At 53.4% G+C, this 25,356-nt stretch carries 24 protein-coding genes; 12 read left to right on the forward strand and 12 right to left on the reverse strand.

Features of this window, described 5'->3' with window-relative positions; translation table 11 throughout:
- Window positions 1-13: 13 nt before the first annotated feature.
- The 3 genes from K7H94_RS21020 to K7H94_RS21030 all read right to left on the reverse strand — a co-directional run bounded on the left by K7H94_RS21020 (window position 14) and on the right by K7H94_RS21030 (window position 3,879).
- The gene (locus K7H94_RS21020) at window positions 14-1,210 is read right to left on the reverse strand and encodes a cupin domain-containing protein (protein ID WP_222952400.1); all 1,197 of its coding nucleotides are present in this window, start codon (window positions 1,208-1,210) and stop codon (window positions 14-16) included.
- A 344-nt stretch (window positions 1,211-1,554) separates the two neighbouring features.
- Window positions 1,555-2,754, reverse strand: coding sequence for an FAD-dependent oxidoreductase (locus K7H94_RS21025; RefSeq protein WP_222952143.1), 1,200 nt, complete (start codon window positions 2,752-2,754; stop codon window positions 1,555-1,557).
- Window positions 2,755-2,844: 90 nt separating this feature from the next.
- Entirely contained in the window at window positions 2,845-3,879 is a 1,035-nt protein-coding gene (locus tag K7H94_RS21030) for an SDR family oxidoreductase (protein WP_222952144.1), read from the reverse strand.
- A gap of 69 nt (window positions 3,880-3,948) precedes the next feature.
- Between K7H94_RS21030 and K7H94_RS21035 the strand changes: the two genes are divergently transcribed.
- On the forward strand, window positions 3,949-4,920 hold the full coding sequence (locus K7H94_RS21035; protein WP_222952145.1) for an AraC family transcriptional regulator: 972 nt from the start codon (window positions 3,949-3,951) through the stop codon (window positions 4,918-4,920).
- Between the two features lie 28 nt (window positions 4,921-4,948).
- On the opposite strand, the gene mgrA is transcribed toward K7H94_RS21035, so the two are convergent.
- The gene (mgrA, locus tag K7H94_RS21040) at window positions 4,949-5,983 is read right to left on the reverse strand and encodes an L-glyceraldehyde 3-phosphate reductase (protein ID WP_021508994.1); all 1,035 of its coding nucleotides are present in this window, start codon (window positions 5,981-5,983) and stop codon (window positions 4,949-4,951) included.
- 169 nt (window positions 5,984-6,152) lie between these two features.
- Here mgrA and K7H94_RS21045 point away from each other — a divergent pair, with 169 nt between their 5' ends.
- Both K7H94_RS21045 and K7H94_RS21050 read left to right on the forward strand, forming a co-directional pair.
- Window positions 6,153-7,052 (forward strand): LysR family transcriptional regulator, encoded by a 900-nt coding sequence (locus K7H94_RS21045; protein ID WP_222952146.1) that lies wholly within the window; start codon window positions 6,153-6,155, stop codon window positions 7,050-7,052.
- A gap of 358 nt (window positions 7,053-7,410) precedes the next feature.
- The gene (locus tag K7H94_RS21050; protein ID WP_245001426.1) at window positions 7,411-7,734 is read left to right on the forward strand and encodes a hypothetical protein; all 324 of its coding nucleotides are present in this window, start codon (window positions 7,411-7,413) and stop codon (window positions 7,732-7,734) included.
- Between the two features lie 24 nt (window positions 7,735-7,758).
- Here K7H94_RS21050 and K7H94_RS21055 read toward each other — a convergent pair whose 3' ends face one another.
- Together K7H94_RS21055 and K7H94_RS21060 are read right to left on the reverse strand one after the other, a co-directional pair.
- The gene (locus K7H94_RS21055) at window positions 7,759-9,186 is read right to left on the reverse strand and encodes an alpha,alpha-trehalose-phosphate synthase (UDP-forming) (protein WP_222952147.1); all 1,428 of its coding nucleotides are present in this window, start codon (window positions 9,184-9,186) and stop codon (window positions 7,759-7,761) included.
- Between the two features lie 173 nt (window positions 9,187-9,359).
- On the reverse strand, window positions 9,360-10,223 hold the full coding sequence (locus tag K7H94_RS21060; protein WP_222952148.1) for a substrate-binding domain-containing protein: 864 nt from the start codon (window positions 10,221-10,223) through the stop codon (window positions 9,360-9,362).
- Between the two features lie 234 nt (window positions 10,224-10,457).
- Here K7H94_RS21060 and K7H94_RS21065 point away from each other — a divergent pair, with 234 nt between their 5' ends.
- The 5 genes from K7H94_RS21065 to K7H94_RS21085 all read left to right on the forward strand — a co-directional run bounded on the left by K7H94_RS21065 (window position 10,458) and on the right by K7H94_RS21085 (window position 15,769).
- Window positions 10,458-11,153 (forward strand): RipA family octameric membrane protein, encoded by a 696-nt coding sequence (locus tag K7H94_RS21065; RefSeq protein ID WP_058759059.1) that lies wholly within the window; start codon window positions 10,458-10,460, stop codon window positions 11,151-11,153.
- A gap of 98 nt (window positions 11,154-11,251) precedes the next feature.
- Window positions 11,252-11,782, forward strand: coding sequence for an outer membrane lipoprotein Blc (blc, locus tag K7H94_RS21070; protein ID WP_222952149.1), 531 nt, complete (start codon window positions 11,252-11,254; stop codon window positions 11,780-11,782).
- A 230-nt stretch (window positions 11,783-12,012) separates the two neighbouring features.
- Window positions 12,013-12,309, forward strand: coding sequence for a hypothetical protein (locus tag K7H94_RS21075; protein ID WP_222952150.1), 297 nt, complete (start codon window positions 12,013-12,015; stop codon window positions 12,307-12,309).
- A gap of 361 nt (window positions 12,310-12,670) precedes the next feature.
- A protein-coding gene (locus K7H94_RS21080; RefSeq protein ID WP_222952151.1) for an IS3 family transposase occupies window positions 12,671-13,791 on the forward strand; the annotation gives its coding sequence in 2 pieces (ribosomal slippage) (window positions 12,671-12,929 and window positions 12,929-13,791; 1,122 coding nt in all).
- Between the two features lie 259 nt (window positions 13,792-14,050).
- Window positions 14,051-15,769, forward strand: a complete 1,719-nt coding sequence (locus tag K7H94_RS21085; protein WP_222952152.1) for a DUF262 domain-containing protein — start codon at window positions 14,051-14,053, stop codon at window positions 15,767-15,769.
- Between the two features lie 471 nt (window positions 15,770-16,240).
- Here the strand turns inward: K7H94_RS21085 and K7H94_RS21090 are convergent, their stop codons facing one another.
- Complete coding sequence (locus tag K7H94_RS21090; RefSeq protein ID WP_222952153.1) at window positions 16,241-16,990, reverse strand: hypothetical protein; 750 nt, start codon at window positions 16,988-16,990, stop codon at window positions 16,241-16,243.
- 241 nt (window positions 16,991-17,231) lie between these two features.
- Window positions 17,232-17,450, reverse strand: coding sequence for a DUF7661 family protein (locus K7H94_RS21095; protein WP_222952154.1), 219 nt, complete (start codon window positions 17,448-17,450; stop codon window positions 17,232-17,234).
- A gap of 331 nt (window positions 17,451-17,781) precedes the next feature.
- Here K7H94_RS21095 and K7H94_RS21100 point away from each other — a divergent pair, with 331 nt between their 5' ends.
- The 4 genes from K7H94_RS21100 (at window position 17,782) to K7H94_RS21115 (ending at window position 23,202) form a co-directional block, all read left to right on the forward strand.
- Window positions 17,782-19,494: an ABC-F family ATP-binding cassette domain-containing protein gene (locus K7H94_RS21100; protein WP_222952155.1), complete on the forward strand. Its 1,713-nt coding sequence runs from the start codon at window positions 17,782-17,784 to the stop codon at window positions 19,492-19,494.
- A 143-nt stretch (window positions 19,495-19,637) separates the two neighbouring features.
- A complete protein-coding gene (locus K7H94_RS21105) occupies window positions 19,638-20,813 on the forward strand; it encodes an efflux RND transporter periplasmic adaptor subunit (protein ID WP_222952401.1) in 1,176 nt (391 codons plus the stop codon).
- Entirely contained in the window at window positions 20,810-22,747 is a 1,938-nt protein-coding gene (locus K7H94_RS21110) for a MacB family efflux pump subunit (RefSeq protein ID WP_222952156.1), read from the forward strand. Before K7H94_RS21105 ends, K7H94_RS21110 begins: the two co-directional genes overlap by 4 nt.
- A gap of 176 nt (window positions 22,748-22,923) precedes the next feature.
- Window positions 22,924-23,202, forward strand: coding sequence for a hypothetical protein (locus K7H94_RS21115; protein WP_222952157.1), 279 nt, complete (start codon window positions 22,924-22,926; stop codon window positions 23,200-23,202).
- 352 nt (window positions 23,203-23,554) lie between these two features.
- Here K7H94_RS21115 and K7H94_RS21120 read toward each other — a convergent pair whose 3' ends face one another.
- The 4 genes from K7H94_RS21120 to K7H94_RS21135 form a co-directional block, all read right to left on the reverse strand.
- On the reverse strand, window positions 23,555-23,770 hold the full coding sequence (locus K7H94_RS21120; RefSeq protein ID WP_058770290.1) for a YdgH/BhsA/McbA-like domain containing protein: 216 nt from the start codon (window positions 23,768-23,770) through the stop codon (window positions 23,555-23,557).
- Window positions 23,771-23,884: 114 nt separating this feature from the next.
- On the reverse strand, window positions 23,885-24,043 hold the full coding sequence (locus tag K7H94_RS21125; RefSeq protein ID WP_164861079.1) for a hypothetical protein: 159 nt from the start codon (window positions 24,041-24,043) through the stop codon (window positions 23,885-23,887).
- 141 nt (window positions 24,044-24,184) lie between these two features.
- A complete protein-coding gene (locus K7H94_RS21130) occupies window positions 24,185-24,400 on the reverse strand; it encodes a YdgH/BhsA/McbA-like domain containing protein (RefSeq protein ID WP_059009207.1) in 216 nt (71 codons plus the stop codon).
- A gap of 320 nt (window positions 24,401-24,720) precedes the next feature.
- Window positions 24,721-25,272 (reverse strand): C40 family peptidase, encoded by a 552-nt coding sequence (locus K7H94_RS21135; protein ID WP_021508972.1) that lies wholly within the window; start codon window positions 25,270-25,272, stop codon window positions 24,721-24,723.
- Between the last annotated feature and the right edge of the window lie 84 nt (window positions 25,273-25,356).

The raw sequence follows: 25,356 nt of genomic DNA on the forward strand, positions 1-25,356 counted from the left end.
GCGTGGCCACGGGCTATTTCACTACCGGATGCTTCTCCTGCTGCAGCGCATTCATAAAGGTGTCGCTGAGATGCAGATGCTGGCGCACCAGCGCTGGCGGCGTGCTGGCCAGCCACTGGTTAAGCGAAATATCCGCGTAATAATCGCTTTTAAACAGTTCCAGAAAGCGCAGCGGCTTGTCACCCGTGTTTTCGATATAGTGACCCATGGCAAAGGGCACATAGCCGACATCACCGGCGCGGAAGTCAAACGTACGCGCCTGACCCGACGAGGCAAACACGCCCATCCGCCCCTGACCTTCCAGATAGTATTGCCATTCGTCGTTATTGGGATGCCAGTGCAGTTCGCGCATCGCGCCGGGAGCCAGTTCCACCAGCGCGGCGGCGATGGTTTTCGATACCGTAAAATTACTGGAATCAGTAATGCGTACCGTGCCGCCCGGCAGCGTCAACGGCTTCTGCGCCAGCATTTTATGCGAGAAGACCTGCTTCGATTTCACCCCGCCGCTCACCGCCGAAGCCGCCGCGCCGTCCGGTGCCTGTCCGGCAAAGATGTACTCCTCTTCCGGCGAAGGCAGCGTGTTAAACACCTCAGCCGGCACGCCAAAGTTTTTTGCCAGCACTTCTGGCGGGATATGTTTGAACCAGTCGCTGAGCAGAAAGGTACTGTCTTCATCGAAATTGCCGTTGTCGAAGGCCAGCAGGAATTCACAGCCGTCCGGCCCGAGCCCCTGAATCGAGTGCGGCACGCCCGGCGGGAAATACCATAAATCGCCCACGCCAACGTCATCGACAAACCAGCCACCTGCGGTATCCAGCGCGGTAATGCGCGCATTGCCGTACAGCATGTAGGCCCACTCGCCCTCTTTGTGCCAGTGCAGTTCGCGGATGCCCCCTTTATCCAGCCGCATATCGACGCCAGCAATGGTGGTGGAAATGCCCAGTTCGCGCTGCGTCACCTGGCGCGTCCAGCCGCCGCTGCCTTTGCGCACGTGCGCATCGCTAAACGAAAAGCGCAGGTTGGGTAATGTGCCGCTGTCGGTTGCTGGCGGATCGACCAGATCCGGATTCAGCGCTTCGCGCACCGGATCGTGCGGGCCAGGGTCGCGCGGATGGTTGGGATCATTGGCCGGATAAGTCGCCACCTTGCCGTCGTGGGCATGGACCTTGCCGGCCGCCAGCGCCACGGTGCCACCAGCCGCGAAGGCCATAAAGCTTCTGCGAGATAAGTTTTCCAGTTTCATACCTGCTGTCTTCCTCAGTTTCTTATGGTTTGTGTCATGTCCCTTAACCATAATCAAACTGTGGCTTTCGCCAACCTTGTGTCACCGCTGAAATCAATAGAAAACCTTTATCATCGCGTAATCCCGCTATTCACCCGCCTCACGCCATTTACGCTTCGTTGAGATCGCGTTGACGTTCAGGTTATATCAGCCGACAAATAAGGCACAAAGTGATTAAATCCCCTCTCCGATTAAGCAATTTTTTTAATGATAGCCCGCCGAAAAAGTTAATGTAATGTTACAAAAGCATCGCAATTGCAATAATTACCCGGCTACGTTTTTTCTCCGGCGAGACTTGGCCGTTCCGGGCGGAAACCCATGCCAATCAATCGGCCAAACAGATGACGTAAAAACGGATAGCGGCTGATGAGCTGCGGAACCCTACTGGGCGTGGTGCGCGGGCGCTTGCCGCTGCTCATCTTGATCTGCAGGAATTGCGTCGCCACCGTCGGAAACTGCCGCCGCCGCTGCACGTTCTCCAAATCGCGCAGCGTGAGCGTGCCGTTTTGCAAGGGCCGCGTCAGATAATTGGCGCTGGCCACCGCGTCCTGAATCGCCAGGTTCACGCCCACGCCGCCAATCGGTGACATCGCATGTGCGGCATCGCCAATGCACAGCACGCCGGGCTTCATCCATTTGTCCAGCCGATCGATACGGATGGATAACAGACTCAGCTGCTGCCACTCCTGCAGCTGCGCCATGCGCGCCACGCTGAACGGCGCAACCTCTGCCATGCGGTTTTTCAGCGCGTCGAGCCCGGCCTGCTTCAGCGCCTCGAATTCGCCTTTCTGAATGGTGAATCCACACTGCCAGTATTCGCCGCGGTCAATGACGATGAAGTTTTGCTTCGGCCCCTTGTGGCCCATCCCCAGCTCGGGGTCGTCCGGCTGTTTATCCAGCCGGAACCACACCACATCGCGTGGAGCACCAAAGCTTTTACCCACCAGCCCGGCTTTCTGCCGCACCGCCGAGCGACGGCCATCCGCGCCTATCACCAGTGGCGCGTGAATTTCGTGACCTTGTAACGTTTTCACGCCTGCGATTACGCCGTCCTGATAGAGAAAATCGTCAAAACCGGTGGATTGCAGCAGCGTGAAACCGGGATAGTGCGCCGCCTGGGCGGCGAGGAAAGTGAGGAAATCCCACTGCGGCATGAAGGCGATAAAACGGCAGCGCAACGGCAGACGGGAGAAATCGGCCATGGTGATCTCCTGCCCGCCCACTTCCGCCTGTAACTTCTCCGCGCGCTGATGCGGCAGCGCCAGCAGCGCGTCGAGCAGACCCAGCTGGTGCATGATCTCTAGGGTTGAGGGATGAATGGTGTCGCCGCGAAAATCGCGCAGAAAATCGGCGTGCTTCTCAATCACGACCGCGCGCAGGCCGGCGCGCGTCAGTAAATAGGCCAGCATTAAGCCGGCCGGACCGCCGCCGACGATACAGCAGTCGGCGTTTATCACCTGTGGAGACGGCATGATGTCCTCATCAATCGCTATATATGATAATTGTTATCATTTATATAGCATCTGCGCGTCACCAGGGTGATGATAAATGCCGCAGTCAGACTAGTGGTTTGCTACCAGCCCCAGCGCAATCAGGCTGCGCGCGGTGGCAAGAATGGCCTCCTGCGGACTGCGCGGGTGCCAGTTCAGCAGCCAGCCAGCTTTAGCGGCGCTGACATTCATATCAACGCCCAGCAGTTTTACCATTCCCGTCATCAGCGGATTTTGCGCTGCCGCCGCCCGCACCATGGCGTCACTCATTGGCTGCAGCGAAACTTTCTCTGCTTCTGCTGCCAGATGGGTTTTGAGCGTGCGCGCCACCTCAATAAGCGGCAGGCTGTGCCCCGAACTGGCGAGGAAGCGCTGCCCCTGCGCGGCGGCGTGGGTCATCGCCAGCACGTGCAGACTGGCCACGTCACGCACATCAACAAAACATGAGTTGATGTCAGGACAGCCTGGCTGCCCCTCCAGTAGCTCCTTCACAATGCGAATCGAATGTGAATAGTCGGCACCCAGCACCGGTCCCAGCACCGACACCGGGTTCACCGTGGCCAGTTCCAGACCGTTACCCTGCTCAGCGATAAACTGCCAGGCGGCGCGTTCCGCCAGGGTTTTCGATTTCTGATACGGCCATACATCGCCGCTGACATCGCTCCAGTCGCGCTCGGTAAAGGGGCGCGGATAGTCCGCTGGATGTCCGATACCGACCGCGCCAAACGCCGAGGTCAGCACCACACGTTTAACGCCTGCATCGCGCGCGGCGCGCAATACGCGCAGATTTCCTTCAATCGCCGGATTCACCCAGTCAGCTTCGCTTACCTGGCTGCCGGTCGGGGTGGGTGAAGCGCCATGCAGCACGAAGCGACAGCCCGTTACTGCGTCTTCCCAGCCCGCGTCTGCCGTTAAATCGGCAACGACAAATTGCAGCGCCTCGCCTGCGGCCACCCCGGCATGCAACAGATGCGCCCTGACTTCAGCTTCACGTTCGGCATCACGTAAGGTGGTTCGCACCTGATAGCCCTGCTGCAGCAGCGCAATAATGCAGTACTGAGCGATAAATCCGCTGCCGCCGGTAACCAGAACCTTTTCATTACTCATTTTTCTTCCTCATCACAATCATCGTTCATTCGACGCGCTCTACGTTAAGCGGCGGATGGTGGATTTTGAATGCTTGTAAATGCAGTTTACTTGCGTGATAGTACAGAAATGAGCCTTGATCCCTTTTCCGACATTCTGCGATTCGTTCGCGCTGAATCATTGCTGACCGGCGGTTTTACCGCGGGCGGACGCTGGGCGCTGCGTTTCCCTGCGCCAGATAAAATTAAATTCTTCGCCATTATCAAAGGCAGTTGCTGGGTCATACTGGAAGGCGAACCTGAACCGTTCCACTTTGCCACCGGCGACGTCGGCTTGCTGAGCGCTAAACGCGCCTTCGTGCTGGCCAGCCATCCGGACGAACCGCCGGTTGACGCCATGAGCGTGTTTTATGGCGCAGGGAAAGGCCATGCGCCGATTGGCAGCGGTGATGACTTTGTCCATATCGGTGGCCATGTACTGCTTGATCCTGCCAGTGGGCGTTTACTGACCCACGTATTACCTCCCTGGATTCAGGTACCGGCGGCGTCACCGCAGGCGGCGTCATTCCGTTGGGTGCTGGATCAACTGGTGCAGGAAGGCCAGCATGTCCAGCCGGGATCGCAGCTGGCAACGTCCCAGCTGGCACAACTGCTGTTCATCCAGATTCTGCGGGCGCATTTGCAAACCAGCAGCGCACTGCCCGCCAGCTGGCTGCGGGCGCTGAACGATGCGCGATTGGCACCGGCGTTACAGCGGCTGCATGGCGATCCGGCGCGCAACTGGCATCTGGACGAGCTGGCGCGTGCCTGTGCCATGTCGCGCACCCGTTTTGCCCAGTATTTTCGCCAGGTGGTCGGCATCACGCCGATAGCCTATCTGACGGCGTGGCGCATGCGGCTGGCAGAGCGTGCGTTGCAGGAGGAAAATGAGGCGGTGGCCGTGGTAGCGCAGACGCTGGGTTACGCCTCAGAGAGCGCCTTCAGCCATGCTTTTGAGCGTGAAACGGGTCAGTCACCCAATGCATTTCGCCGCGCCGTGCGGTTACAGCTGGCGCAGCGATAAAGCGCGCCGCGTTGCGCGGCGCCGGGCATTATTTAAGTTGAGAAGAGACGCGCCACATATCCACCCCGCCTTCGGTGGCGTAGCGATCAATGTCCGCCAGCTCCTGTGCCGTGAAGGTCAGGTTGTCCAGCGCGCGCAGGGAATCGCTTAACTGATCAACCGTGCGGGCACCAATCAGCGCAGAAGTGACCCGCTCATCACGCAGCGCCCAGGCGATCGCCATCTGCGCCAGCGTCTGACCGCGCGCTTCAGCAATCGCGTTGAGCGCGCGAATTTTTGCCAGGTTCTCTTCGCTGAGCATGGCAGAAAGACGCGGATCGCTGCCGCCGGCGCGCGCGCCCTGCGGTACGCCGTTGAGGTATTTACTGGTCAGCATGCCCTGTGCCAGCGGTGAAAAGGCGATGCAACCGCTGCCGAGCTCCGCCAGCGTATCGAGCAGCCCATGCTCAATAGTGCGGTTTAGCATCGAGTAATTGGGCTGATGAATAAACAGCGGCACTTTCTCATCGGCCAGAATCGCAGCGGCCTGACGCGTCAGCTCTGGCGAATGGGAAGAGATGCCGACATACAGCGCCTTGCCCTGACGATGCAGCTGTACCAACGCGCCCATGGTTTCTTCCAGCGGTGTATTCGGATCGACGCGATGACTGTAGAAGATATCGACATAATCCAGCCCCATGCGGCGCAGGCTGTTATCACAGCTGGCAATCAGATGCTTACGGGTGCCGGTCGGGCCACCATACGGACCCGGCCACATATCCCAGCCCGCTTTGCTGGAGATAATCAGTTCATCACGATATGGGGCAAAATCCTGCGCCAGCCAGCGACCAAAGTTCTCTTCAGCCGATCCCGCTGGCGGACCGTAGTTATTCGCCAGGTCGAAATGGGTAATGCCGTTATCAAACGCGTGGCGCAGGATCGCTCTGCCGGTCTCAAACACGTCAACGCCGCCAAAATTCTGCCATAGCCCCAGCGAGATCAGCGGCAGCACCAGGCCACTTTTGCCGGTTTTACGGTACTGCATGTTGGTCTGATAACGCGCTGGCGATGCAACATAACTCATAACAGATTCCTCTCATTAAATGCCGCCGTACAGGTGCACAGAAGACAATGTTCTGCCTTCCTGCAAAACCGCGCGGCGAACAGGCGATTGCCGGACAAATTTTTACCGCGTATCGTTAATCTGTAAAATTCATTATTGTGATTAAATTCATCTTTTATGGAGATAACTGATGGAATTGCGCCAGATGCGGCACTTCATCGCCGTGGCGGAACATGAAAATTTCACCCGCGCCGCACAGAGTATGCATATTGTGCAATCGGCCTTGTCCACCTCGATCAAACAGCTGGAGGAGGAACTGGGCGCGCCGCTTTTTATCCGCTCCACTCGCCAGGTGCGCCTGACCATGGCCGGGAAAGTGTTTCTTGATTACGCCAGAACCATCGGTGCCTTTGTCGAAAAAGCGTCGCAGGAAGTGGCGGCGATCGTGGCGCTTAAGACCGGAACCCTGTCGATTGGCACGGTGCAAAGCGTGCCGCCGTTTATCGATCTGCCGCAATTACTGGAAACCTTTATTCGTCGCTTTCCGGATTTTGACGTCAAGCTGTGTCAGGGATCATCGGCGAAGCTCAATGCAAAAGTGCACAATCAGCAGATCGATCTGGCGATTATGCCGGTGGAGGAAGTCTCCGACCGGCTGTCGTCGCGCATCATCGCCTGCGATGAAATCGTGGTAGCGTTTGCCGCGGATTATGCCGGATTCACCGCGATGCAGCCGGACGTCACCATGGCACAACTGGCGCAGCAGTCGTTCATCGATTTCGAAGCCGGCCAGGGCACGCGCAAGGTGAATGACAACAGTTTTGCCCTGCAGGGGCTGAGCCGCAAGGTGACGTTTGAAGTGAGCGATCTGGAAACTTTGCTGAGTCTGGTTGAGCGTAATATGGGAATTGCCCTGCTGCCCGAACAGGTAGTGAAAGCGCGCAGCACGACGCTGCATTATTGCCGCATCAGCGACGCTGATGTGTGCTGGGAACTGGCTGTAGCCTGGCTCAGCGATCGTCCCGGCAGTATGAACGTCTACGACCGGCCAGTGCAGGAATTTATGGATATTCTGGGCAGCAGCGATTAGCGCCGGGGCGGGTAACGGTGCAGGATGACGGCGGCAGCGCTTGTTATGTGTTAACGAATCGACTGCCAGGCATGATACGGTCGCCATCAATGGCGACCCTACCGGGAAATTGCACCCTCAATGTAGGGTGCGCATTAATGCGCACCGCTATTGATATCTGATTCAAGCCACTGTTTGTCAGGGATTGTGTGGCTAAAACCCATGCCACTCGCACTCCCGCCTGTACAGAAGCGCTTTTGTTGTATAAGTTTAAGGGTGCTGTCGGGGAAAAATTTCGCTCAGCAGGTCACACATTTCCGACAGAGGAAGAGCGACACTATCAGTCGTTGATTAGGCTTTGGTTTACCTGCACCAGGCAATGCTAAACGCAACGCGGATACTGAGAGCTTTTATGTATAGAAGTGAAGATGAAAAACTGGCCGACATTGTCATGGGCGATGCCGTGCTGCAATTGTTAAAACAAGCCGGACCGGTAACCACTCTCGCGCTGTTGGAAAAACTGCGCGCGATGGCGGCATCAGAAACTGATCCGGCACGCCAGCGCGCGTTTCGCTATGCGATTGCTGAAGTGCAGAACAGCAAAAGTGCGCCACAGGGCGAAGCAGTGGCGTTAAAAGGTAGCGATAACGTGACCCATATTTTTCGCAACCGTGATAATACGGGCAAAAACACCCGACATTAGCCCCGCTCTGTCCCTGCCTGCTTATCAATAACGTAACCGCCCGCTTATGCCTGCGCCCGACAGGTGACGGCTACACAGCTGCACACTCTCCGGCTGCGGCTCATCCATTAACAGGGCGAGGAAGCTGTCAGCCCACCAGTGACAATCATAGCGGTGCAGATTATTCAGCAAGCGCGCATGACGGTTCTGACGGTCGCTGAGCGGCAGCCGCAATGCCGTATGGATGGCATCCGCCATTGCATCAGGATCGTAAGGATTAACGATCAGCGCGCCATCCATCTGTTCGGCCGCACCCGCGAACTGTGACAGAATCAGCACGCCGGGATTCGCCGGATCCTGCAGTGCAGCATACATTTTCGCCATCAGGCTCATGCCCGCCATCAGTGGCGTCACCAGTGCCACCCGCGCCGCACGATACAGTCCGGCCAGCTCTTCACGGCGATAATCGTGGTTGAGATAGCTGACCGGATACCAGTTGAGCATACCGTGCACGCCATTGACCTCACCGCACAGATTTTCCAGATTGTGGCTGATCGCCTGCTGCCGGTGCGGGTGTCCGCTGGCAGCAGAAGCCAGCTGCAATAACATCATGTTGCCCGCATAGTCGGGATGATGGCGCAGCAGCACTTCCAGCGCGCTGATGCGATACGGCAGACCTGCGCTGTCGTCGAGATGACCGCCGCTCAGCACCGTGTTGGCCGGCAAATGTTCGCGACTCTGCTGTTCCATGTACTGGCAGCTGTTGCTTTCGAGTAACGCCTGAACCTCAGCCAGATCGATCCCGACCGGAAACACGCCAGTGCTGATAATGTGACCGTGCACGCGCAGACGGTTCCTGCCTAAGCGTTCAGCGCGATACTCGCTCTCCAGCCACAGCAGAAAGTTATTCATATCCTGCCCGGTCTGGAAGCCAATCAGGTCGCAGCACAGCAGCGATTCTGCCAGGCTGCGCCAGTCAGGGATCGCTTCAAACAGCTGACCGGACGGAAACGGCTGATGTAAAAACAAACCGATGCGGTTAGTTAAGCCGGTATCACGCAGCATTTTTACCGTTGGGATGAAGTGATAATCCTGCAGCCAGATCACATCGTCCGGCATGGCATATTCGGCGATGGCGTGGGCATAAGCCGCATTCAGCTGGCGATAGGCCAGGAAGCTGGCGCTGGTGAAACGTGCCAGGTCCGGACGCTGGTGGAACACCGGCCACAAGCCCTGATGGACGTAGCCGTGATAGCCCTCTTCGTATTCTGCGCGCGTCAGCGCAAACTGCAGCCTGTCGTATTCGTTATCCTGCTGAAAGCTAAGCGTGCGCGCCGCTTCCTGCGCAGCGACGGTACGTTGTCCATCCCAGCAGACCCAGAGGCCACCGCGTCGCGCCATCAGGCGATCGTAAATGGCTGCCAGCGTGGAAGACTGATGCTGATTATGTGTGACCAGAATAGTGCCGGGCATGATATTTCCCTTTAAGGTTAAGGCGCGCCACAGTGCCGCCTGCTGCGCTGATTTAACCGCCGGCAATATAAAAAAGGCGTAAAGAAAACCTGCGCGGATATAAAAATCCGGCAAAGATCAGCGCCAGTGTGTGGAAATCAGCCCGGCGCCCAGGGGGGAAAGGCTTGCAGCGATCAGTGACGGATGGCGCAGCCGCACTGCGACATTTCGCCAGGCACATATTTGCCGTAATGCGAATGGCGCACCTGCAGCTCACCCTGCTGCCAGGCGCGGCTGTGGTCCGGACGCTGATCCAGCAGCCGGTTGAGGGCTTCCGTCACCAGTAAATCACGGCGCGGTACCCAGCTGCTCAGGTGCCATGTGGAGCCGCGCGCCTCGTCAGCATCATCAAAGCCCACCACGGCGATATGCGCGCCCTGACCGAAGTCGCGCACGGCCTGCAGTGCGCCGAAGGCCAGCTCGTCGTATTCGCACATCAATGCATTGATGCGTTCTGCCGCACGGGTTTTCTTCAGATAAGCCATCATCGCCTGATAAGCCTGCTCGCGGTGAAGCGCGCCGGCGTGCAGTGCTGCGTGCAGCGTCTTATCTTCCGCCTGCAGGCTAGCAATAAACCCCTGCACCTGGCGCGGCGGCGTGTCACTTGCCTGCACCAGCATAGCGCCCAAACGCTGGTGCCCCTGCGATAGCAGCAGTGCGCCAAGCTGCTGCCCGGCGTGATACGCATCGGCAATCACCACATCAGCGCCCGCGCTGTCGCTCGGGCACAGATGCACCGTGCGCAGCGATGGCAGCAGGTGCGCGGCGATTTCCTGCGCATCCTGACACGGCGAGCTCAGGAACAGCAGTCCACCCAGCGGCAGCGACGCCGCGTTACGCAGCGCGGCCTGAAAATCCTCGCGCGTGGCGGCGCACAGCAGCACCGGCAGCCGATCACGCGCACTGAGCTGACGCGTGACTTCTTTGAGCATGTGCATACTGTGCGGATGGCTGACATCATCGCTGACGATGCCGATGAGCGGCGAATGGACGGACATAACTGACCTCTCCTGCTACGTAGGGTACGGGAATAATCTTGACGTATTAGTATGAAATTCCACGTTACCCGAATAATCAGATATCGCCAATTGGTGGATGCGAAGGATTGCTACTCTCCCCCATCAGCCGGTGCGTGTTGATGGCGGCCAAATGCGCAGCCGCTGCACCGGACGCCCGGTGAGCTTCGTTTTACGTTACACTGACGCCACGAATATTTTGCTAGCGGAAAACTTATGCGCATCACCCTCGATCAGGCCGATCAGCCTTTTATTCACCGCTTACTGGGCGAGGAGATCGCCAGTATTGATTCCACGTCTGACGAACAACTGCGCCTGCGACAGGCGTTGCAGGATGCGCGGTTACAGAGAAATCATGAAGCAGAGCTCGACTGGAAACGCAACGCGCTCTATCTGCTGCTGTTTGTGTTCCTGTATGGCGCACTGGGCTGCTCGCTAACGCTGGATTTGAGCGCGGTCGCACAAGCGTCGAGCCATAAAAGCATTGCCTATGCGCTGGAAGCGGTACCGGTCCTGATCGCCTTTTCTGGTCTGTTCCTTTCGCTGCTGTTTCTGTTCGCCGCGCGCGGCAGCGCACGCCGCCTGCACAACTGGGATCACACTATCGTGCTGCTGGAAAAATACAGCGGCTGCAACCTGAGTCTGCAGATTAATGAAATGGGGGCGCGTACCACGCATTACTCGCAGTCGGCGATTACCGTGGCGCTGGCGATGTTTATCTGCCTCACCTGGGTGGTGATGTACAACTACTTCACCTTCACCACCAGCGGCGTGATTGGCAGTGTGATCTCACTGTTTATCACCACCATGACCTACGTGATTCTGGATATTCAGCTGCTGAAATCCGGCAAATCGATCGCTATCGATGAGCCGGTGATTCCGCCAGAAGATGAGGTTGAGAAACGCCGGTAATCGACAGACCGGCAGCGGCGTAAGGTTTTGAACCGCGCCGGTTTCGCTATCCTTATCTATACTTCAGACAGGATTTTGAGAGATATAAAGGAGTTGCGATGAAAATCTGGCCGTTAGTCGCCATCACGGCGCTGTCTGTTACTCTGGTCGCCTGTAAATCCCCGACGCCACCTAAAGGGGTGCAGCCCATCACCCACTTTAATGCCGATCGCTATCTCGGCACCTGGTATGAAATTGCCCGCCTCGATCACCGTTTCGAACGCGGTAAAGATCATGTGACCGCCACCTACAGCAAACGCAGCGACGGCGGTATCAGCGTGCTGAATCGCGGTTACGATCCGGAGAAAAAAGCGTGGAGCGAGAGCGAAGGCAAAGCTTACTTCACCGGCAAACCTGACGTCGCCGCGCTAAAGGTCTCGTTCTTCGGGCCTTTTTATGGCGGTTATAACGTGATTGCGCTGGATGAAGATTATCAGTATGCACTGGTCGCCGGGCCGAACCGGGGGTATCTGTGGATTCTGTCGCGTCAGCCCACCATTCCGGCTGAAGTCAAACAACGCTATCTCGCCTATGCCCAGCGACTGGGCTTCGCAACCGATCAAATGATTTGGGTGAACCAGTCACGATAAGAGGTGCAGCGCCAGTGACTCCCGCGCGGGCGTCAGTGATTACCCTCGCAATAAGCAGAGTGAGGTCAGCAGCAGGCACTGCGTAAATTGACGGCCTTAGTTTCTTATTGAAAAACGGGTGTTGATGATCTGTTAAGTCAGCAGAGATAAAACGGATGGTAGTGTATCTCTTCGTGAGTATTACCCGCCGCGGCAGCCTGAGCTGCCCGTTACGAATCGAGAGGCTAACAATGAGTAAGTATTTTCTGGCCTGCTTTTTGGCACTGTTTGCATGCTCTGTCAGCGCTGGACAGGGAGGAGCCGGAGGTCAGGGAGGAAATGGCGGCTATGCGGGAGAATCCGGCGCTGACGGTGGAAACGGTTCAGATGGAGGTAATACTGATGGCTCTGCCGGCAGGCCGGGATGTCCCGGCGGCACCGATCCTGATGCGGACGGAAAATTTTATCTCCCTGGTACCACTCAGGAGTGCAATCCAGGCAAGCATGATTCGATGAAGGCACGTCAGCCGACGATAACCGGTGCTTAATTCGCTAGCCTGTTGCCGGGGTAAGTGCAGGTTCGGGCCAGGGTGTGAGTTACTTCCCAGTTATATACGGTTTCAGTCACTCTCTAAGCGTCAGCAGCAGGCTGGCTCCGCCAAAGGCCCGTAGCCAACCAATTCTCTATTGCGCCGCCGCCGGTAAGCATGCTCAACCAGAGCGTTTTGTTACATGGCACATAATGCACTGGTTACATACTGTCTGTAAGTCTCCATTCCTATTGACAGGAAAAATTGCTGTGAACGTCCGCTTTGTGCCAACACCGGACACTATCAAATGACCTGCTCCCCGTTGATTAATACACCGCGATGTTAGTAATGTCTTCATAAGCCACATGAGGACATCCCCATGAAGAAGCGTTTTTCCGACGAACAGATCATCAGTATTCTCCGCGAGGCTGAAGCCGGCGTTTCTGCCCGGGAACTCTGCCGTAAGCACGCCATTTCCGACGCCACGTTTTATACCTGGCGTAAGAAGTATGGCGGCATGGAGGTGCCTGAGGTTAAGCGCCTGAAGTCACTTGAGGAAGAGAACGCCAGACTCAAGAAGCTGCTCGCCGAGGCCATGCTGGATAAGGAGGCGCTTCAGGTGGCTCTTGGGCGAAAGTACTGACGACAGACCAGAAGCGCGAAGTCGTGGTGTTGATGTGTGATGCGACCGGTTTGTCGCAACGTCGTGCCTGCAGACTCACAGGTTTGTCCCTGTCGACCTGCCGCTATGACGCTCAGCGTCCGGCGGCTGATGCCCATTTATCAGGGCGCATTACTGAACTGGCACTGGAGCGCAGGCGCTTTGGCTACCGCCGCATATGGCAGTTACTGCGCCGTGAAGGGCTTCTGGTTAATCACAAGCGCGTGTACCGCCTTTATCATCTGAACGAGCTGGGCGTTAAACGCAGACGTCGTCGTAAAGGGCTTGCAACAGAACGTCTACCGCTGCTCCGCCCGGCGGCGCCCAACATGACCTGGTCGATGGATTTCGTCATGGATGCGCTGGCTACTGGTCGCAGGATCAAGTGCTTTACCTGCGTCGATGACTTCACAAAGGAATGCCTGACGGTCACTGTTGCCTTCGGGATTTCAGGCGTGCAGGTCACGCGTATTCTGGACAGCATTGCGCTGTTTCGCGGCTATCCGGCTACGATAAGAACCGATCAGGGCCCGGAGTTTACCTGCCGCGCGCTCGATCAGTGGGCCTTTGAGCATGGAGTGGAGCTGCGACTTATCCAGCCCGGCAAGCCGACACAGAACGGATTTATTGAGAGTTTTAACGGACGCTTTCGCGATGAATGCCTGAATGAAAACTGGTTCAGCGACGTCAGTCATGCCAGGAAAACCATCAGCGAATGGCGTCAGGATTATAACGAATGTCGTCCGCACTCCACGCTGAATTATCAGACGCCGTCTGAATTTGCAGCGAGCTGGAGAAAGGGTAATTCTGAGAGTGAAGGATCCGACATTACTAACTGAGTTTTGTATTTAATCCGGGGGCAGGTCACAAAATCAGCTGATTTTGATAGAATGTAAAATTGATTAATACGCATAAGAAATGATTCCTTATCCTTTAAATAACATTACTGATTAGATCATTTTCATTGGCATCAATTCAAAAAACATTTTTTCATAGCTTTAGACAATGTAAATCATAATTATCATATTGATATCGATTTGATTTGAGGTTATATTTTCATATCTATAGCCATACTCATAAAGCACAGTAGGATTATTGATGAAAATTGAGGCTAATGACAAAGAAATACAGGATATTTTCTCATCCGGATATTTCAAAATCCCGAGATTTCAAAGGCCGTACTCATGGGAAAAAGATGAGGTTGAAAATTTTTGGGAAGATATTACAAAGAATGAAGATGATAATTACTTCATTGGTTCCATGGTGGTATTTCAGTCAGCAAAACCATACTTTGGAATTGTTGACGGGCAACAACGTTTAACAACGATAACTATAATTCTATCAGTAATCAGAGACTCCTTTATTAAATTAAATCAAGATAATCTTGCTAGAGGCATACATAAATACATTGAAAAGGCAAATGTCGACAATGAAGATGAGTTTATTTTAAACTCTGAAACATCATTCCCTTTTTTACAAGGTGTCATTCAATCATATAAAAAGAACAATACTAAAGATGAAATAGGTGTTGAAGAAAGCAATCTTCAGAATGCTTACAATTTGATAAAAAGCAAATTGATAACACTAATACCGCAAATAGAATTATATGACGACAAGCAAATTGATCTCTTCAATGACACTAAAGATAATCCAATTCAAAAATTAAAAGACATCAGGGATAAAATACTTGCACTTAAATTAGTGTTCATCCAGCTTGATAATGAAGATGATGCATACCTGATTTTTGAAACTTTAAATGCTCGAGGGCGTGATTTAAAAACATCCGACCTCGTGAAAAACCTTTTCTTAAAAAAATTAAGATCGAGTAATTCTCGGTATGACTCGGCAAAAGTCTCTTGGAATAGCTTGGTGTCTAAGTTTGACAATGATACAGGTGAGCAAACCTTAGATAACTATCTTTTACATTATTGGCTATCAGAGCACAAGTACATCACAGATAAAAAACTATTCCCAGAGATAAAATCAACCTTAGGTGATGACAATCTAAAAGCTGAAAGTCTCTTAGGAACAATTATTAAAACAGCTGATTACTATAAGCAAATAACTTACCCAAATAGTGTGGAATGGACTAAGCAAGAATTAAAAATAAAAACAATATTTGAGAATATTAACCTATTTAAGGTTAAGCAACAGTCGTCTATGACACTCTCTCTTACTCGGGCGTACAGGGAAAATAAAATTTCTTTGAAAATGCTAAAGTCCGCTCTCGAGAAAATCGAGTACTTTCATTTCGTGTTTAACGCCATTACGTCACAGCGTTCATCAGGCGTCATCGCCACTAATTATTCAGATCATGCAATAAAATTAACAGCAGCAACATCACATGACCAAATACAATCAATCTTAAACTCTCTTTTTAAATCACTTGAATCAAAACTACCAAGCTTTGAAGAGTTTTACGTTAACTTCGCTGAGCTTAACTATTTATCTAACAAAACTAGAAATAAAAGCATTATTAAATACATTTTATCAAAACAATTGGGCGAAGCTATATCTGGGTTAAACATTAATCATCACCTATTAACCATCGAACATTATATTCCCGAGTCAAATATAAAGCTTGGAGTTTCAGGCGATATAATCGGAAGTGTTGGCAACTTATTACTCGTCGATGAAGTTACGAATAATAACGTTCTGAAAAACTCTGCTACAGAAGAAAAATATAAAATTTTAAACAATAGTGGGTACCCTCTAACACAAACTTATATCTCTTCCCATTCATGGTCGGAGCGGGAAGTTAAAAATCGAACAGAATCCATTGCAAAGCAACTTTATGAAATGATAATACTCTCATAATGTAGAAACACCTGAAACAGCAATCTTTCAGGTGTTATTTTTATACAGTAAATTCAATACCACCTTTAAAAACCGAGAGGTATCTTTAGTTATTTACATATACTTTGAGATTTAATCATCATTAGTTACATGTGTTTGCGAGCACTTTTATTTTCCAATGGATTTATGCAAGTTGATTAAAAAATTTACGCGCCTTGCTCATAGATACCATGCCAAAATTACTGTTAGGCAACTTCGTATCAACAGCGAAATTCAAATATCAAATTGTGTCACTAAGATTAACCAAAAAATAATGAGAAAAATTAGCCATACCAAGAGAGAAACCGACAGATGGGTATGCCATTCATTATATTCTGTCTGTGCAACATCCCATTATATAAATAACCCACACATCTGATAATCGTCGGAATTAATTTCTGCATGAGGAAATTAAAAACTCCATTAACTGCCCCTGATGGTGTGCTAACAGTCCTAATGCTTAATTTCTAGATCAGATATTGCTATTGCTCTTATTTCTGTCAATGCTGTATCAACAGCCGATTTTATTCTAAGACCATAATCATCTGGCTCCTCATAATCCATGGGAGAGGGATCAAAACCAATATCTGCAATTAACTTCTCTAAAATTGAGGTTACATTAGCATTTAATACAATTGCTTTTGTTATTAAAAGTTCTGTTAGCGACGTCATTGCAACACTCAATTTATGCTGTAGATCTCTATTTTTACTCTGAATATCCTCGTCATTCATTGCCTTATCAATCTCTGCTTGAGCTTGTTGAATTTCTTCGTAAAATTGCTTCTCTTGCACCTCATTAAAGTAGGGCTGGTGACTGCTTGCTATCCACCTAGGAACCATATGAAGCTCAATTATGTGAAACTCATTGTCGGCCCATTTCTTAATCGCTAACAATTGTGCATAGACGAACTCATACATGTCATATTTTTTTTGCCAGACTTGCTGCGAAATCCACAATTCGGAAGTAATCTTCTTCTCTATATCTTTAATAGTAGTGGTGTTTATAGATAATTGTTCCCGCAGTGTTTCATAGTTGGAGTTAGTTGCTGAGATTTTAGCCTTTTCCATAACAATTGAAACCAGAAAACTCATTATCAGAGCTGCGACAACTACGGCGAGGCTTAAACAAAAAATTTCTGCTGTAGAGAAATTGGACGACTGTAATACTTTAATAAGTTCAAATAGTTGCTTTTCTGTAAGCATTGATCATTCCCAAATAAAAATATTCATTGTTAATTAATAGATTACACCACTCTTCACATAATGAAGATAAAGATCAATAATCGAAATATATCTATTAAAATCATACAGATAGATTGTGACTTCTTCCCTAACAATTTATACACAATGCCGTTAGCAATGTCCTTTTATCACTCATAACGGACATGGACTTGTGCACACTGCACTTTATGCCAAAGGCAAGCATCTCAACATAACCAGGTTTTCATTCGATGCGTTTCACATCAGGATGATGCTCAGTTGCAGCTTCATGAAAGATATCACCCAGCCAGCCTGCAACTTCGTCTTCTGACATATCATCTGGAATAGCGATATCAAACATTCGTGAGAATTTTCTTTCTGTCACGTCGGTGCGAAAAACCTGCCAGGCATCCTCCTTGCGCAGAACGCCTATGTGCCGGCCAAAAACGTCATAAATCAACATATTCAATCTCCTGTGATATCTATCAGGCTCTGACGCCATACTATACCAACGCCGATACAAATCGCTGGAAAAAGCCGCACACCGCCACTATTATCGGCTGACTTATTCACCTGCTGATAACTAAGGAGGAACTCTATGCCGTCGTGTGAACTGTTTGTTTACTCACACTTCTATGGTGACTGGACCCGCTCAGGTTTTACCGCACTCGTGCTGCGATAATCCGCCTGAGCGAAGTTCTGACAATCTAATCCCTTCTCTCCGGCTTACCGGGTTGTCGTCAGCGAAATTCTGACGTCAGGCTTTTTTGCGCCTGCAACTTGAGAGTAAGTAGATGAGCACACTCCTTTCCGCACATGCCGTCGGCTTCGACAATGCCTTTGGCCCGCTTTTTCATTCCCTGGATTTCAGCCTGAAAAAAGGCGACCGCATCGGCCTGATTGGCGACAACGGCAGCGGTAAAAGTACCCTGCTGAAAATTCTCAGCGGTGAACTGGCCGCCAGTCACGGCAGCGTCACACCCGCCAGCCACTGTCTGCTGGCGCGCATCGAACAACACCTGCCAGAAACGTTATTCGGGGCCTCATTGCTGGATGGCGTGATCGCCCGGCTGCCCGCAGCACAGCGCAGCAGCGAGCGCTGGCGTGCCGAGGCGCTGCTGCATACGCTGGGTTTCAGCACAGCGCAGCAGTCACAAACCGCGGCGACGCTGAGCGGCGGACAGCATATGCGGCTGTTGCTGGCGCGCGCGCTGATTCTGCAGCCCGATTTACTGTTGCTGGACGAACCGGGTAACCATCTCGACCTGCCGACCCTGCTGTGGCTAGAGAATTTTCTGATCGGCTGGCAGGGCAGCTTTGTGCTGGTGTCCCACGACAGCGCGCTGCTGGACCGCGTCACCAACTGCAGCGCAATCCTGCGCGATCGCACGCTGCATGTTTTCCGTCTGCCCTGCACGGCCGCCCGCGAGGCGCTGGCGCAGCAGGATGAAGCCGATGCGCAGCGCCACCAGGCACAGCAGCAGGAGATCGCCCGGGTTGAGAGCAGCGCAAAACGGCTGGCGATCTGGGGCCGGACCTATGACAACGAAGGTCTGGCGCGTAAAGCAAAACAGATGGAGAAGCGCATCGACTGGCTGAAAGCCGCGCAGACCACGCTCAGCGCCGGCAGTCCGTGGCAGCTGCAGTTACAGGGCGAAGCGCTGCAGGCGGATCGCGTGCTGGCGCTGCCGCCGATGTCGATTCAGCCTGCTGCCGGGGCGCCGACCCTTTTTTCCATGCCGGCGCTGCAGGTGAAAAGTGGCGATCGCATCGCGATTGTCGGCCACAACGGCTGCGGCAAATCCTCACTGCTGCGCCAGCTGTGGCACAGCTGGCAGCAAGGCGACAGCCCGCTGTTTCATCCGCGCGCCCGCGTCGGCTATTACGACCAGAGCCTGCAACAGTTGCGTGACGACCAGACGTTAAGCGCGGCGCTGCACGGTTTCGCTGCGCTGAGCGATGAGCAGTGCAAAATGGCGCTGATTAGCGCAGGCTTTCCCTGGCTGCGCCACCAGCAGAAGGTTGCCTCACTCAGCGGTGGTGAGCGCTCGCGCCTGCTGTTTGTCGGCCTGACGCTGGCGCGCTACTCGCTGCTGCTGCTGGATGAACCGACCAACCATCTGGATATGACAGGCAAAGAGGAGCTGGCGCAGGCGCTGCAGCAGTTCGCCGGCGCGGTGCTGCTGGTGTCTCACGACCGCAGCCTGATCGCCAGCAGCTGCAATCGCTTCTGGCTGATTGAACAGCAGCAGCTGAGCGAGTGGCACGACTGGTCGCAGGTAACCGCCAGGCTGGCCACCGCCCATGTGCCAGTCGATCACCCGCTTGCCGCTGCCGCCGTCGATGACCGCCCGGGCGATGAAGATGCGCTGTTGCAGGCGCTGCTGGTGCTGGAAGAAAAGCTGCAGCAGGACGAAGCGCGTAAGGCAAAGCATCAGAAACCGGCGCAGCAGCAGCAGTGGCGCAGGGAGATTGCGCAGCTGAAGCAACAGCTGAATCTGCTCTGAACGGATTGATGGACGGGGTATCGCTAACCCACAACCTGCGCCAGGGATGGCGCACTCCCCTGCGGCTGGCAAAATTCCGCAGAATTTTTCTCCAGTTTATCCCGCTTAGTGATTATTATTCTCGCTAAATTTAAGGGACGATGATGCACACAATGACGAAAAAATGGCTGTTTGCCGCGCTAACCGCGCTGGTGATGATTCTGGTTTTCTGGGCGTATTCGGCGTCACGCAGTAAACCCAATCCGCTGATGACCGCCGCGGTGCGCCAGGGCGACATCGAAAACGTGATTGCCGCCACCGGCAAAATGGACGCGATTGAGCGCGTTAACGTCGGTGCGCAGGTCTCCGGTCAGGTGAAAAAGCTGTATATCAAAGCCGGCGACAACGTGCGCAAGGGCCAGTTGATCGCGGAGATCGATGATCAGCCGCAGCGCAGCGATCTGCGTAATGCGCAGGCGGCGCTGAGCGTGGCGCAGGCGGATTTACAGACCCGTCAGGCTACGCTGGTACGCCAGCAGGCGCAGTTTCAGCGCCTGCAGCAGATGATTAAAACCAACGCCGTTTCCCGCCAGGATTTTGATACCGCCGCCGAAGCGTGGCGCATCGCCCAGGCAGAGCTGACGGCGCAGCAGGCGCGGGTGATTCAGGCGCAGATCGAAGTGGATAAAAAGCAACTCGATCTCGGCTACACGCGCATCATGGCACCGATTGACGGCACGGTGGTGGCGATCGTCACGAAGCAGGGCCAGACCGTAAACGCCGTGCAGAGCGCCCCGACCATCGCCAAACTGGCGCAGCTCGGCACCATGACCATCAAAGTGCAAATCTCCGAGGCGGACATTACCAATATTCAGCCCGGCCAGCAGGCGTGGTTTACCACTTTCGCCAATCCGGATAAACGCTACAACGCCACGCTGCGCAGCATCGAACTGGCCCCTGAGTCGGTGATGAAAGATGATGCACTGATGGGTAACAGCGAAAGCAATACCGTAAGCAGCACAAACGCGGCGGTCTATTACAACGCCCTGCTTGATGTGCCGAACCCGGATAATGCGCTGCGCATCTCCATGACGGCGCAGGTTAATCTGCTGCGTGACCAGGCGAAAAACGCGCTGCTGGTTCCGGTACAGGCCACGAAAAAGGCCAGCGATGGTCGTACTTACGTCGAAATCGCGGATCAAAATAATCAGCCTGAGAAGCGCTACATCACCACCGGCATTAGCGACAGCGTTGACATTCAGGTGCTGAGCGGGCTGCGCTTAGGGGAAAAAGTGATCCTTGCCACGCAGCAGCCGGGCGCGGACAAGGTGGTGATGTGAATATCATCGAACTGCACAACATTCAGCGCAGCTACGTCAATGGTTCGCAATCCCTGCAGGTGCTGAAAAACATTAATCTGCAGATTGCCAGCGGCGAAATGGTGGCGATCATCGGCCCCTCGGGCTCAGGCAAATCCACGCTACTGAACATTCTAGGCTGCCTTGATGCGCCGGACAGCGGTGATTACCTGATTGGCGGCAAAAATACCGCCACGCTCTCGCCCGATGCGCTGGCGCAAGTGCGGCGCGAGCACATCGGCTTTATCTTTCAGCGCTATCACCTGATGCCGGATCTCAGCGCGCTGAGCAACGTTGAAATACCGGCGATTTACGCCAATTTATCCGGCACCGCACGCCGTCAGCGCGCCGCACAGCTACTGGCACGGCTCGGATTACAGGGGCGCGAACAGCATAAGCCGGGCGAGCTGTCAGGCGGCCAGCAGCAGCGTGTCAGTATTGCGCGTGCACTGATCAACGGTGCCGAAATTATCCTCGCCGATGAGCCCACCGGCGCGCTCGATTCGCACTCCGGTGAAGAAGTGCTGCGCATCCTCAGCGAACTGAACCGCGAAGGTCACACGGTGATTATCGTTACCCACGATATGAAAGTGGCGCAGCACGCAGAACGCATCATTGAAATTCAGGACGGCGAGATTTTTGCCGACAGCGGCAGCGCTGCCACGGCCGCAAAAACGCGCTTTACGCCAGCGCCACGCAAGCGGCAGAGCCGATTCCGCGGCCTGCTTGACCGGCTGCGCGAATCATTGCGCATGGCGCTGAATGCCATGAACGCCCACCGCCTGCGCACCGCACTGACTATGACCGGCATTATCTTTGGCATTGCCGCCGTTGTCACCGTGGTGGCGCTGGGCCAGGGCGCGCGGGAAAAAACGCTGGAGAGCATTTCCGGACTGGGTACCAATGTGGTTTCTATCTATGCCGGGGGCGATTATGTCGAGGATGAGGCGCATCCGGTACAAACCCTGGTGATGGCCGACGCCGATGTGATTGCGCGCCAGCAGTTTGTCGCCGCCGTCAGTCCGGAAATCATCGCCACGCAGCCCATTCGTTACCTGGCCAACGCCTCCAAAACTTCAGTTTCCGGCGTAGGCGTCGACTATTTTCGCATTCAGGGCATTAAGCTGGTGGAAGGCAGCAACTTCAGCGATGAGCGGCACGCGCGCCAGGAAGTCATCATTGATATCAACACGCGCAATAAATTATTTGGCGAACAGGGCCCGAGCCCGATTGGCAAAATGATTGTGCTGGGATCGGTGCCGGTGCGTGTTATTGGCGTGGCCAACAATGAAGATGGCCTGTCGCCCAACCGTCTCAGCGTCTGGCTGCCGTGGAGCACGGTGATGTATCGCATTAGCGGCCAGACCGCGCTCACCAGTATCAGTATTAAACTCAAAGATGATGTGGTGAGCGGTGCGGCGGTGGAATCGCTCACCCAGTTGCTGACGGCGCGCCACGGCACCAAAGATTTCCTCATGTTCAACCGGGACAAGTATCGTAAAGCGATAGAAGGTGCGGCGGCCACGCTGACGCTGCTGATTTTACTGGTGGCTTCGATTGCGCTCATGATCGGCAGTATTGGCGTAATGAACATCATGCTGGTGTCGGTGACCGAACGCACCCACGAGATTGGTGTGCGCATGGCGGTAGGTGCGCGACGCGGCGACATTATGCAGCAGTTTATGATTGAAGCGGTGCTGGTGTGCCTGGTGGGCGGATCGCTCGGCGTGGCGCTGTCTCTGGTGATAGGTCCGGTCATTTCACTGCTGGCTGGCGGCGTGCTGACCGCCATCTACTCGTGGCAATCGGCTGGCGCAGCGTTTGCCTGCTCAACCATTATCGGCATGATATTTGGTTATCTGCCCGCGCGCAAAGCCGCACGAATGGATCCGGTCGCCGCGCTCGCCAGCGAATAAAATCAGCAACCGGACCGGCACATTATTCATGCTGGTCCGGTCATTTCAGGTCTAATCCGAAAGTCATTAAATCAATTAGCCCCGCAGGTCATCATCGGCGTAGACTGAATGCGTCTCTAATTTAGACACATCACCGATTATCTATTCGATGGCTATCACTCGCCCGAGAGTAAGTTATGTTAGAACCGCACTATTTTTATTTATGTCACGATCCGGACGCCGGCTGGGTATTGCATAAAAAAGGCTGTTACGTCCTGGAATTTGAGGAAGAGAAGCGCTTTATCGGCTCTTTGTATACTGTGCATCAGGCGCTGACGGTAGCGCGTATCCACCATCCGCAAATAACCTGTTGCCGCGACTGCCTGCTGGACAAAGGCCGGTCGAAAAGAACGCCGGTTGATAAAGAGAAAAATCTGATTCCCTCTCGCCATTTTGACGACGACGCGGAAAAATAACGGTGCAGATTACGCAAACCTAATGTGTTTTGAAATGGTGAAATAAACTCTCCCGCTTCGCGTTTATTTAGCCGCAACCGGATTCATTTCTGACAAAATAACCGACGGGTAAGTCGGGAAATCCACTCAGCGTTTATCGCCTGACGGTTTGATATTAAAGCAGTTATCCACAACTGACGTGCAAAGAGGCTGGCTTATCCTGTGGATAAACGCCTGGGCTCCGCCTGTTGCGCCCGCTGAGCAGGATTGGTCAAATTTCGAACGCCAGCCTGCTGCTTTTGATAGCTTTCAGCCGGGCCGGAAACAGCAAAGCCGCCCGAAGGCGGCCTTAACGCAGTTAAGCAGTCTGAACTTAGTTATACAGTTCAGCCGTCATGTGCACGCGGTTGTTGGTGTTGGCTTCAGTAATTTTATACTGAGCGCCCTGCTCTTGCGCCTGCGCGGCGATTTTAGCTTCTGCACCGTCCAGCGTAGAGGAAGTCACGGTTACGCTCTGGGCAAAGCTGGCAGCTGACATCAGTGAAAGAGCGGCAACAGCGGCGATTGACATAGCTTTAATGGTTTTCATGGTCTTATTCCTTAATGGTTGTGGCTGAAGGCTGTGTGCCTTCGATGGAACTAATAATAACTCAAGTTACTATACTGCAATTGATAATTAGTGCGGTTATCGTGATCGTGCTAATTATTTCTGATTGCCCGGTTGCGCCAGCTCAGCGCGCACCGTTGCGATAAATTGCGGCCAGTGGGCAAAACGAATCACCGGAACGTGAGCATGGCGTTGCGTGCGTAATGCATCGGCAAAAGCCAGCGCCTGCCGGTTGATATCCACGTTGTTCAGCATATTGCGTTCTCCTGCCAGACAGTCTGCGCTGCAAATTCAGCAATTTCGCCAGAATGATTGATACGCTGCGAGCCTGACTGCACGACAAAAAAGGCCGCCCGTCAGGCGACCCGTTCTGGCACATCCCTGAGCAACCATCCGTTATTTGTAGAGTTCAGCGGTCATGTGCACCAGGTTGTTGGTGCTGGCTTCCAGAATTTTATATTGCGCACCCTGCTGCTGAGCCTGAGCGGCAATTTTCGCTTCAGCACCATCCAGTGTGGTGGAGGTGGCTGAAACGGTTTGCGCGAAGCTTGCAGCAGACATCAGGGAAAGCGCGGCGGCGGCGGCAATGGTCAGTGTTTTGATAGCTTTCATGGTCATATTCCTTAGCGTTTGATGAGAAGGCGCTGCGCCTTCGATGGGGATAATAATAACCATGATTACTATTACAAAATTGATAATTAGTGCGAATACTATGATCGCACTAATTGTTAATGCATGATATTTAAATTCTTTATTTATAATCAATAGGTTGATTAGATCTCAATGCCCATAAAGCGGCACAGAGCGTTAAAGCAGCCATCATGTTGAAGGCGAATTGCCACTGAAACAGGGGACGGATGGTTGACGGCAGGATGGGTCTGAGCACGGGCGCGAAAACGTCGCGCCGCGGCTTTGTGGAGGGATGTCTGACCTCAGACTTTATTTTTATAATTGAAACTGATCTGCGAATTCTGCTCGCGCGGAAGTCGTCTGGCTTCTAAATATACCGATTTCCAGTACGGATTATTCAGTGACGAGCGCATCACGCCCTGGCTGACTGAGGCGTGCAGGAACTGGCGATCGGTGTCGTAAAAGCCGACGTGCAGCTCATGCTTAATGCGGAAGAACACTAAGTCGCCAGGCTGTAAATGCGCCTGATCAACCGGCTTACCCATGGCAATCAGTTCACGCGTTGTGACGCGATCCATGGGAATATTGAAACGATCTTTTAAGGTGCGCCAGACAAATCCGGAACAGTCAACGCCGGATAATTGCGTTCCGCCCCACTGATATTTGGTGCCTTCCCACGAATGCATTTGATCGTGCAAAGCGGCTATTACCGGAATTAAATCGGGCTGTTTACCACCGTCCTGCGAGGTATCAACACTTTCCTGCTCCGGTGCTGGCGAGGAGTGAGACGAGCAGCCAGCCAGGGTTAATAACATCAGGCAGGCAATCAGGTTGCGGGCCGCAGTAGCAATCATAGGGTGACGTTTCACAGTGGATAACAGGGATAGCAGATTTATACCGTAAAGAAGTTGCAGAAATAAAGCGTCTCCGCCCGAATT

It is taken from the genome of Pantoea dispersa (assembly GCF_019890955.1).
Taxonomy (GTDB): domain Bacteria; phylum Pseudomonadota; class Gammaproteobacteria; order Enterobacterales; family Enterobacteriaceae; genus Pantoea; species Pantoea dispersa.

What these genes read in the sequence shown, in the direction of transcription:
- K7H94_RS21075 (WP_222952150.1), top strand. Translation starts at nt 12,013, where the DNA reads ATGAGTAAGTATTTTCTGGCCTGCTTTTTGGCACTGTTTGCATGCTCT.
- mgrA (WP_021508994.1), bottom strand. Translation starts at nt 5,983, where the DNA reads ATGAGTTATGTTGCATCGCCAGCGCGTTATCAGACCAACATGCAGTAC.
- blc (WP_222952149.1), top strand. Translation starts at nt 11,252, where the DNA reads ATGAAAATCTGGCCGTTAGTCGCCATCACGGCGCTGTCTGTTACTCTG.
- K7H94_RS21035 (WP_222952145.1), top strand. Translation starts at nt 3,949, where the DNA reads ATGCTTGTAAATGCAGTTTACTTGCGTGATAGTACAGAAATGAGCCTT.
- K7H94_RS21060 (WP_222952148.1), bottom strand. Translation starts at nt 10,223, where the DNA reads ATGTCCGTCCATTCGCCGCTCATCGGCATCGTCAGCGATGATGTCAGC.
- K7H94_RS21085 (WP_222952152.1), top strand. Translation starts at nt 14,051, where the DNA reads ATGAAAATTGAGGCTAATGACAAAGAAATACAGGATATTTTCTCATCC.
- K7H94_RS21050 (WP_245001426.1), top strand. Translation starts at nt 7,411, where the DNA reads ATGCTAAACGCAACGCGGATACTGAGAGCTTTTATGTATAGAAGTGAA.
- K7H94_RS21115 (WP_222952157.1), top strand. Translation starts at nt 22,924, where the DNA reads ATGTTAGAACCGCACTATTTTTATTTATGTCACGATCCGGACGCCGGC.
- K7H94_RS21095 (WP_222952154.1), bottom strand. Translation starts at nt 17,450, where the DNA reads ATGTTGATTTATGACGTTTTTGGCCGGCACATAGGCGTTCTGCGCAAG.
- K7H94_RS21055 (WP_222952147.1), bottom strand. Translation starts at nt 9,186, where the DNA reads ATGCCCGGCACTATTCTGGTCACACATAATCAGCATCAGTCTTCCACG.
- K7H94_RS21100 (WP_222952155.1), top strand. Translation starts at nt 17,782, where the DNA reads ATGAGCACACTCCTTTCCGCACATGCCGTCGGCTTCGACAATGCCTTT.
- K7H94_RS21090 (WP_222952153.1), bottom strand. Translation starts at nt 16,990, where the DNA reads ATGCTTACAGAAAAGCAACTATTTGAACTTATTAAAGTATTACAGTCG.
- K7H94_RS21045 (WP_222952146.1), top strand. Translation starts at nt 6,153, where the DNA reads ATGGAATTGCGCCAGATGCGGCACTTCATCGCCGTGGCGGAACATGAA.
- K7H94_RS21120 (WP_058770290.1), bottom strand. Translation starts at nt 23,770, where the DNA reads ATGAAAACCATTAAAGCTATGTCAATCGCCGCTGTTGCCGCTCTTTCA.
- K7H94_RS21135 (WP_021508972.1), bottom strand. Translation starts at nt 25,272, where the DNA reads ATGATTGCTACTGCGGCCCGCAACCTGATTGCCTGCCTGATGTTATTA.
- K7H94_RS21025 (WP_222952143.1), bottom strand. Translation starts at nt 2,754, where the DNA reads ATGCCGTCTCCACAGGTGATAAACGCCGACTGCTGTATCGTCGGCGGC.
- K7H94_RS21105 (WP_222952401.1), top strand. Translation starts at nt 19,638, where the DNA reads ATGCACACAATGACGAAAAAATGGCTGTTTGCCGCGCTAACCGCGCTG.
- K7H94_RS21125 (WP_164861079.1), bottom strand. Translation starts at nt 24,043, where the DNA reads ATGCTGAACAACGTGGATATCAACCGGCAGGCGCTGGCTTTTGCCGAT.
- K7H94_RS21020 (WP_222952400.1), bottom strand. Translation starts at nt 1,210, where the DNA reads ATGGCCTTCGCGGCTGGTGGCACCGTGGCGCTGGCGGCCGGCAAGGTC.
- K7H94_RS21030 (WP_222952144.1), bottom strand. Translation starts at nt 3,879, where the DNA reads ATGAGTAATGAAAAGGTTCTGGTTACCGGCGGCAGCGGATTTATCGCT.
- K7H94_RS21065 (WP_058759059.1), top strand. Translation starts at nt 10,458, where the DNA reads ATGCGCATCACCCTCGATCAGGCCGATCAGCCTTTTATTCACCGCTTA.
- K7H94_RS21130 (WP_059009207.1), bottom strand. Translation starts at nt 24,400, where the DNA reads ATGAAAGCTATCAAAACACTGACCATTGCCGCCGCCGCCGCGCTTTCC.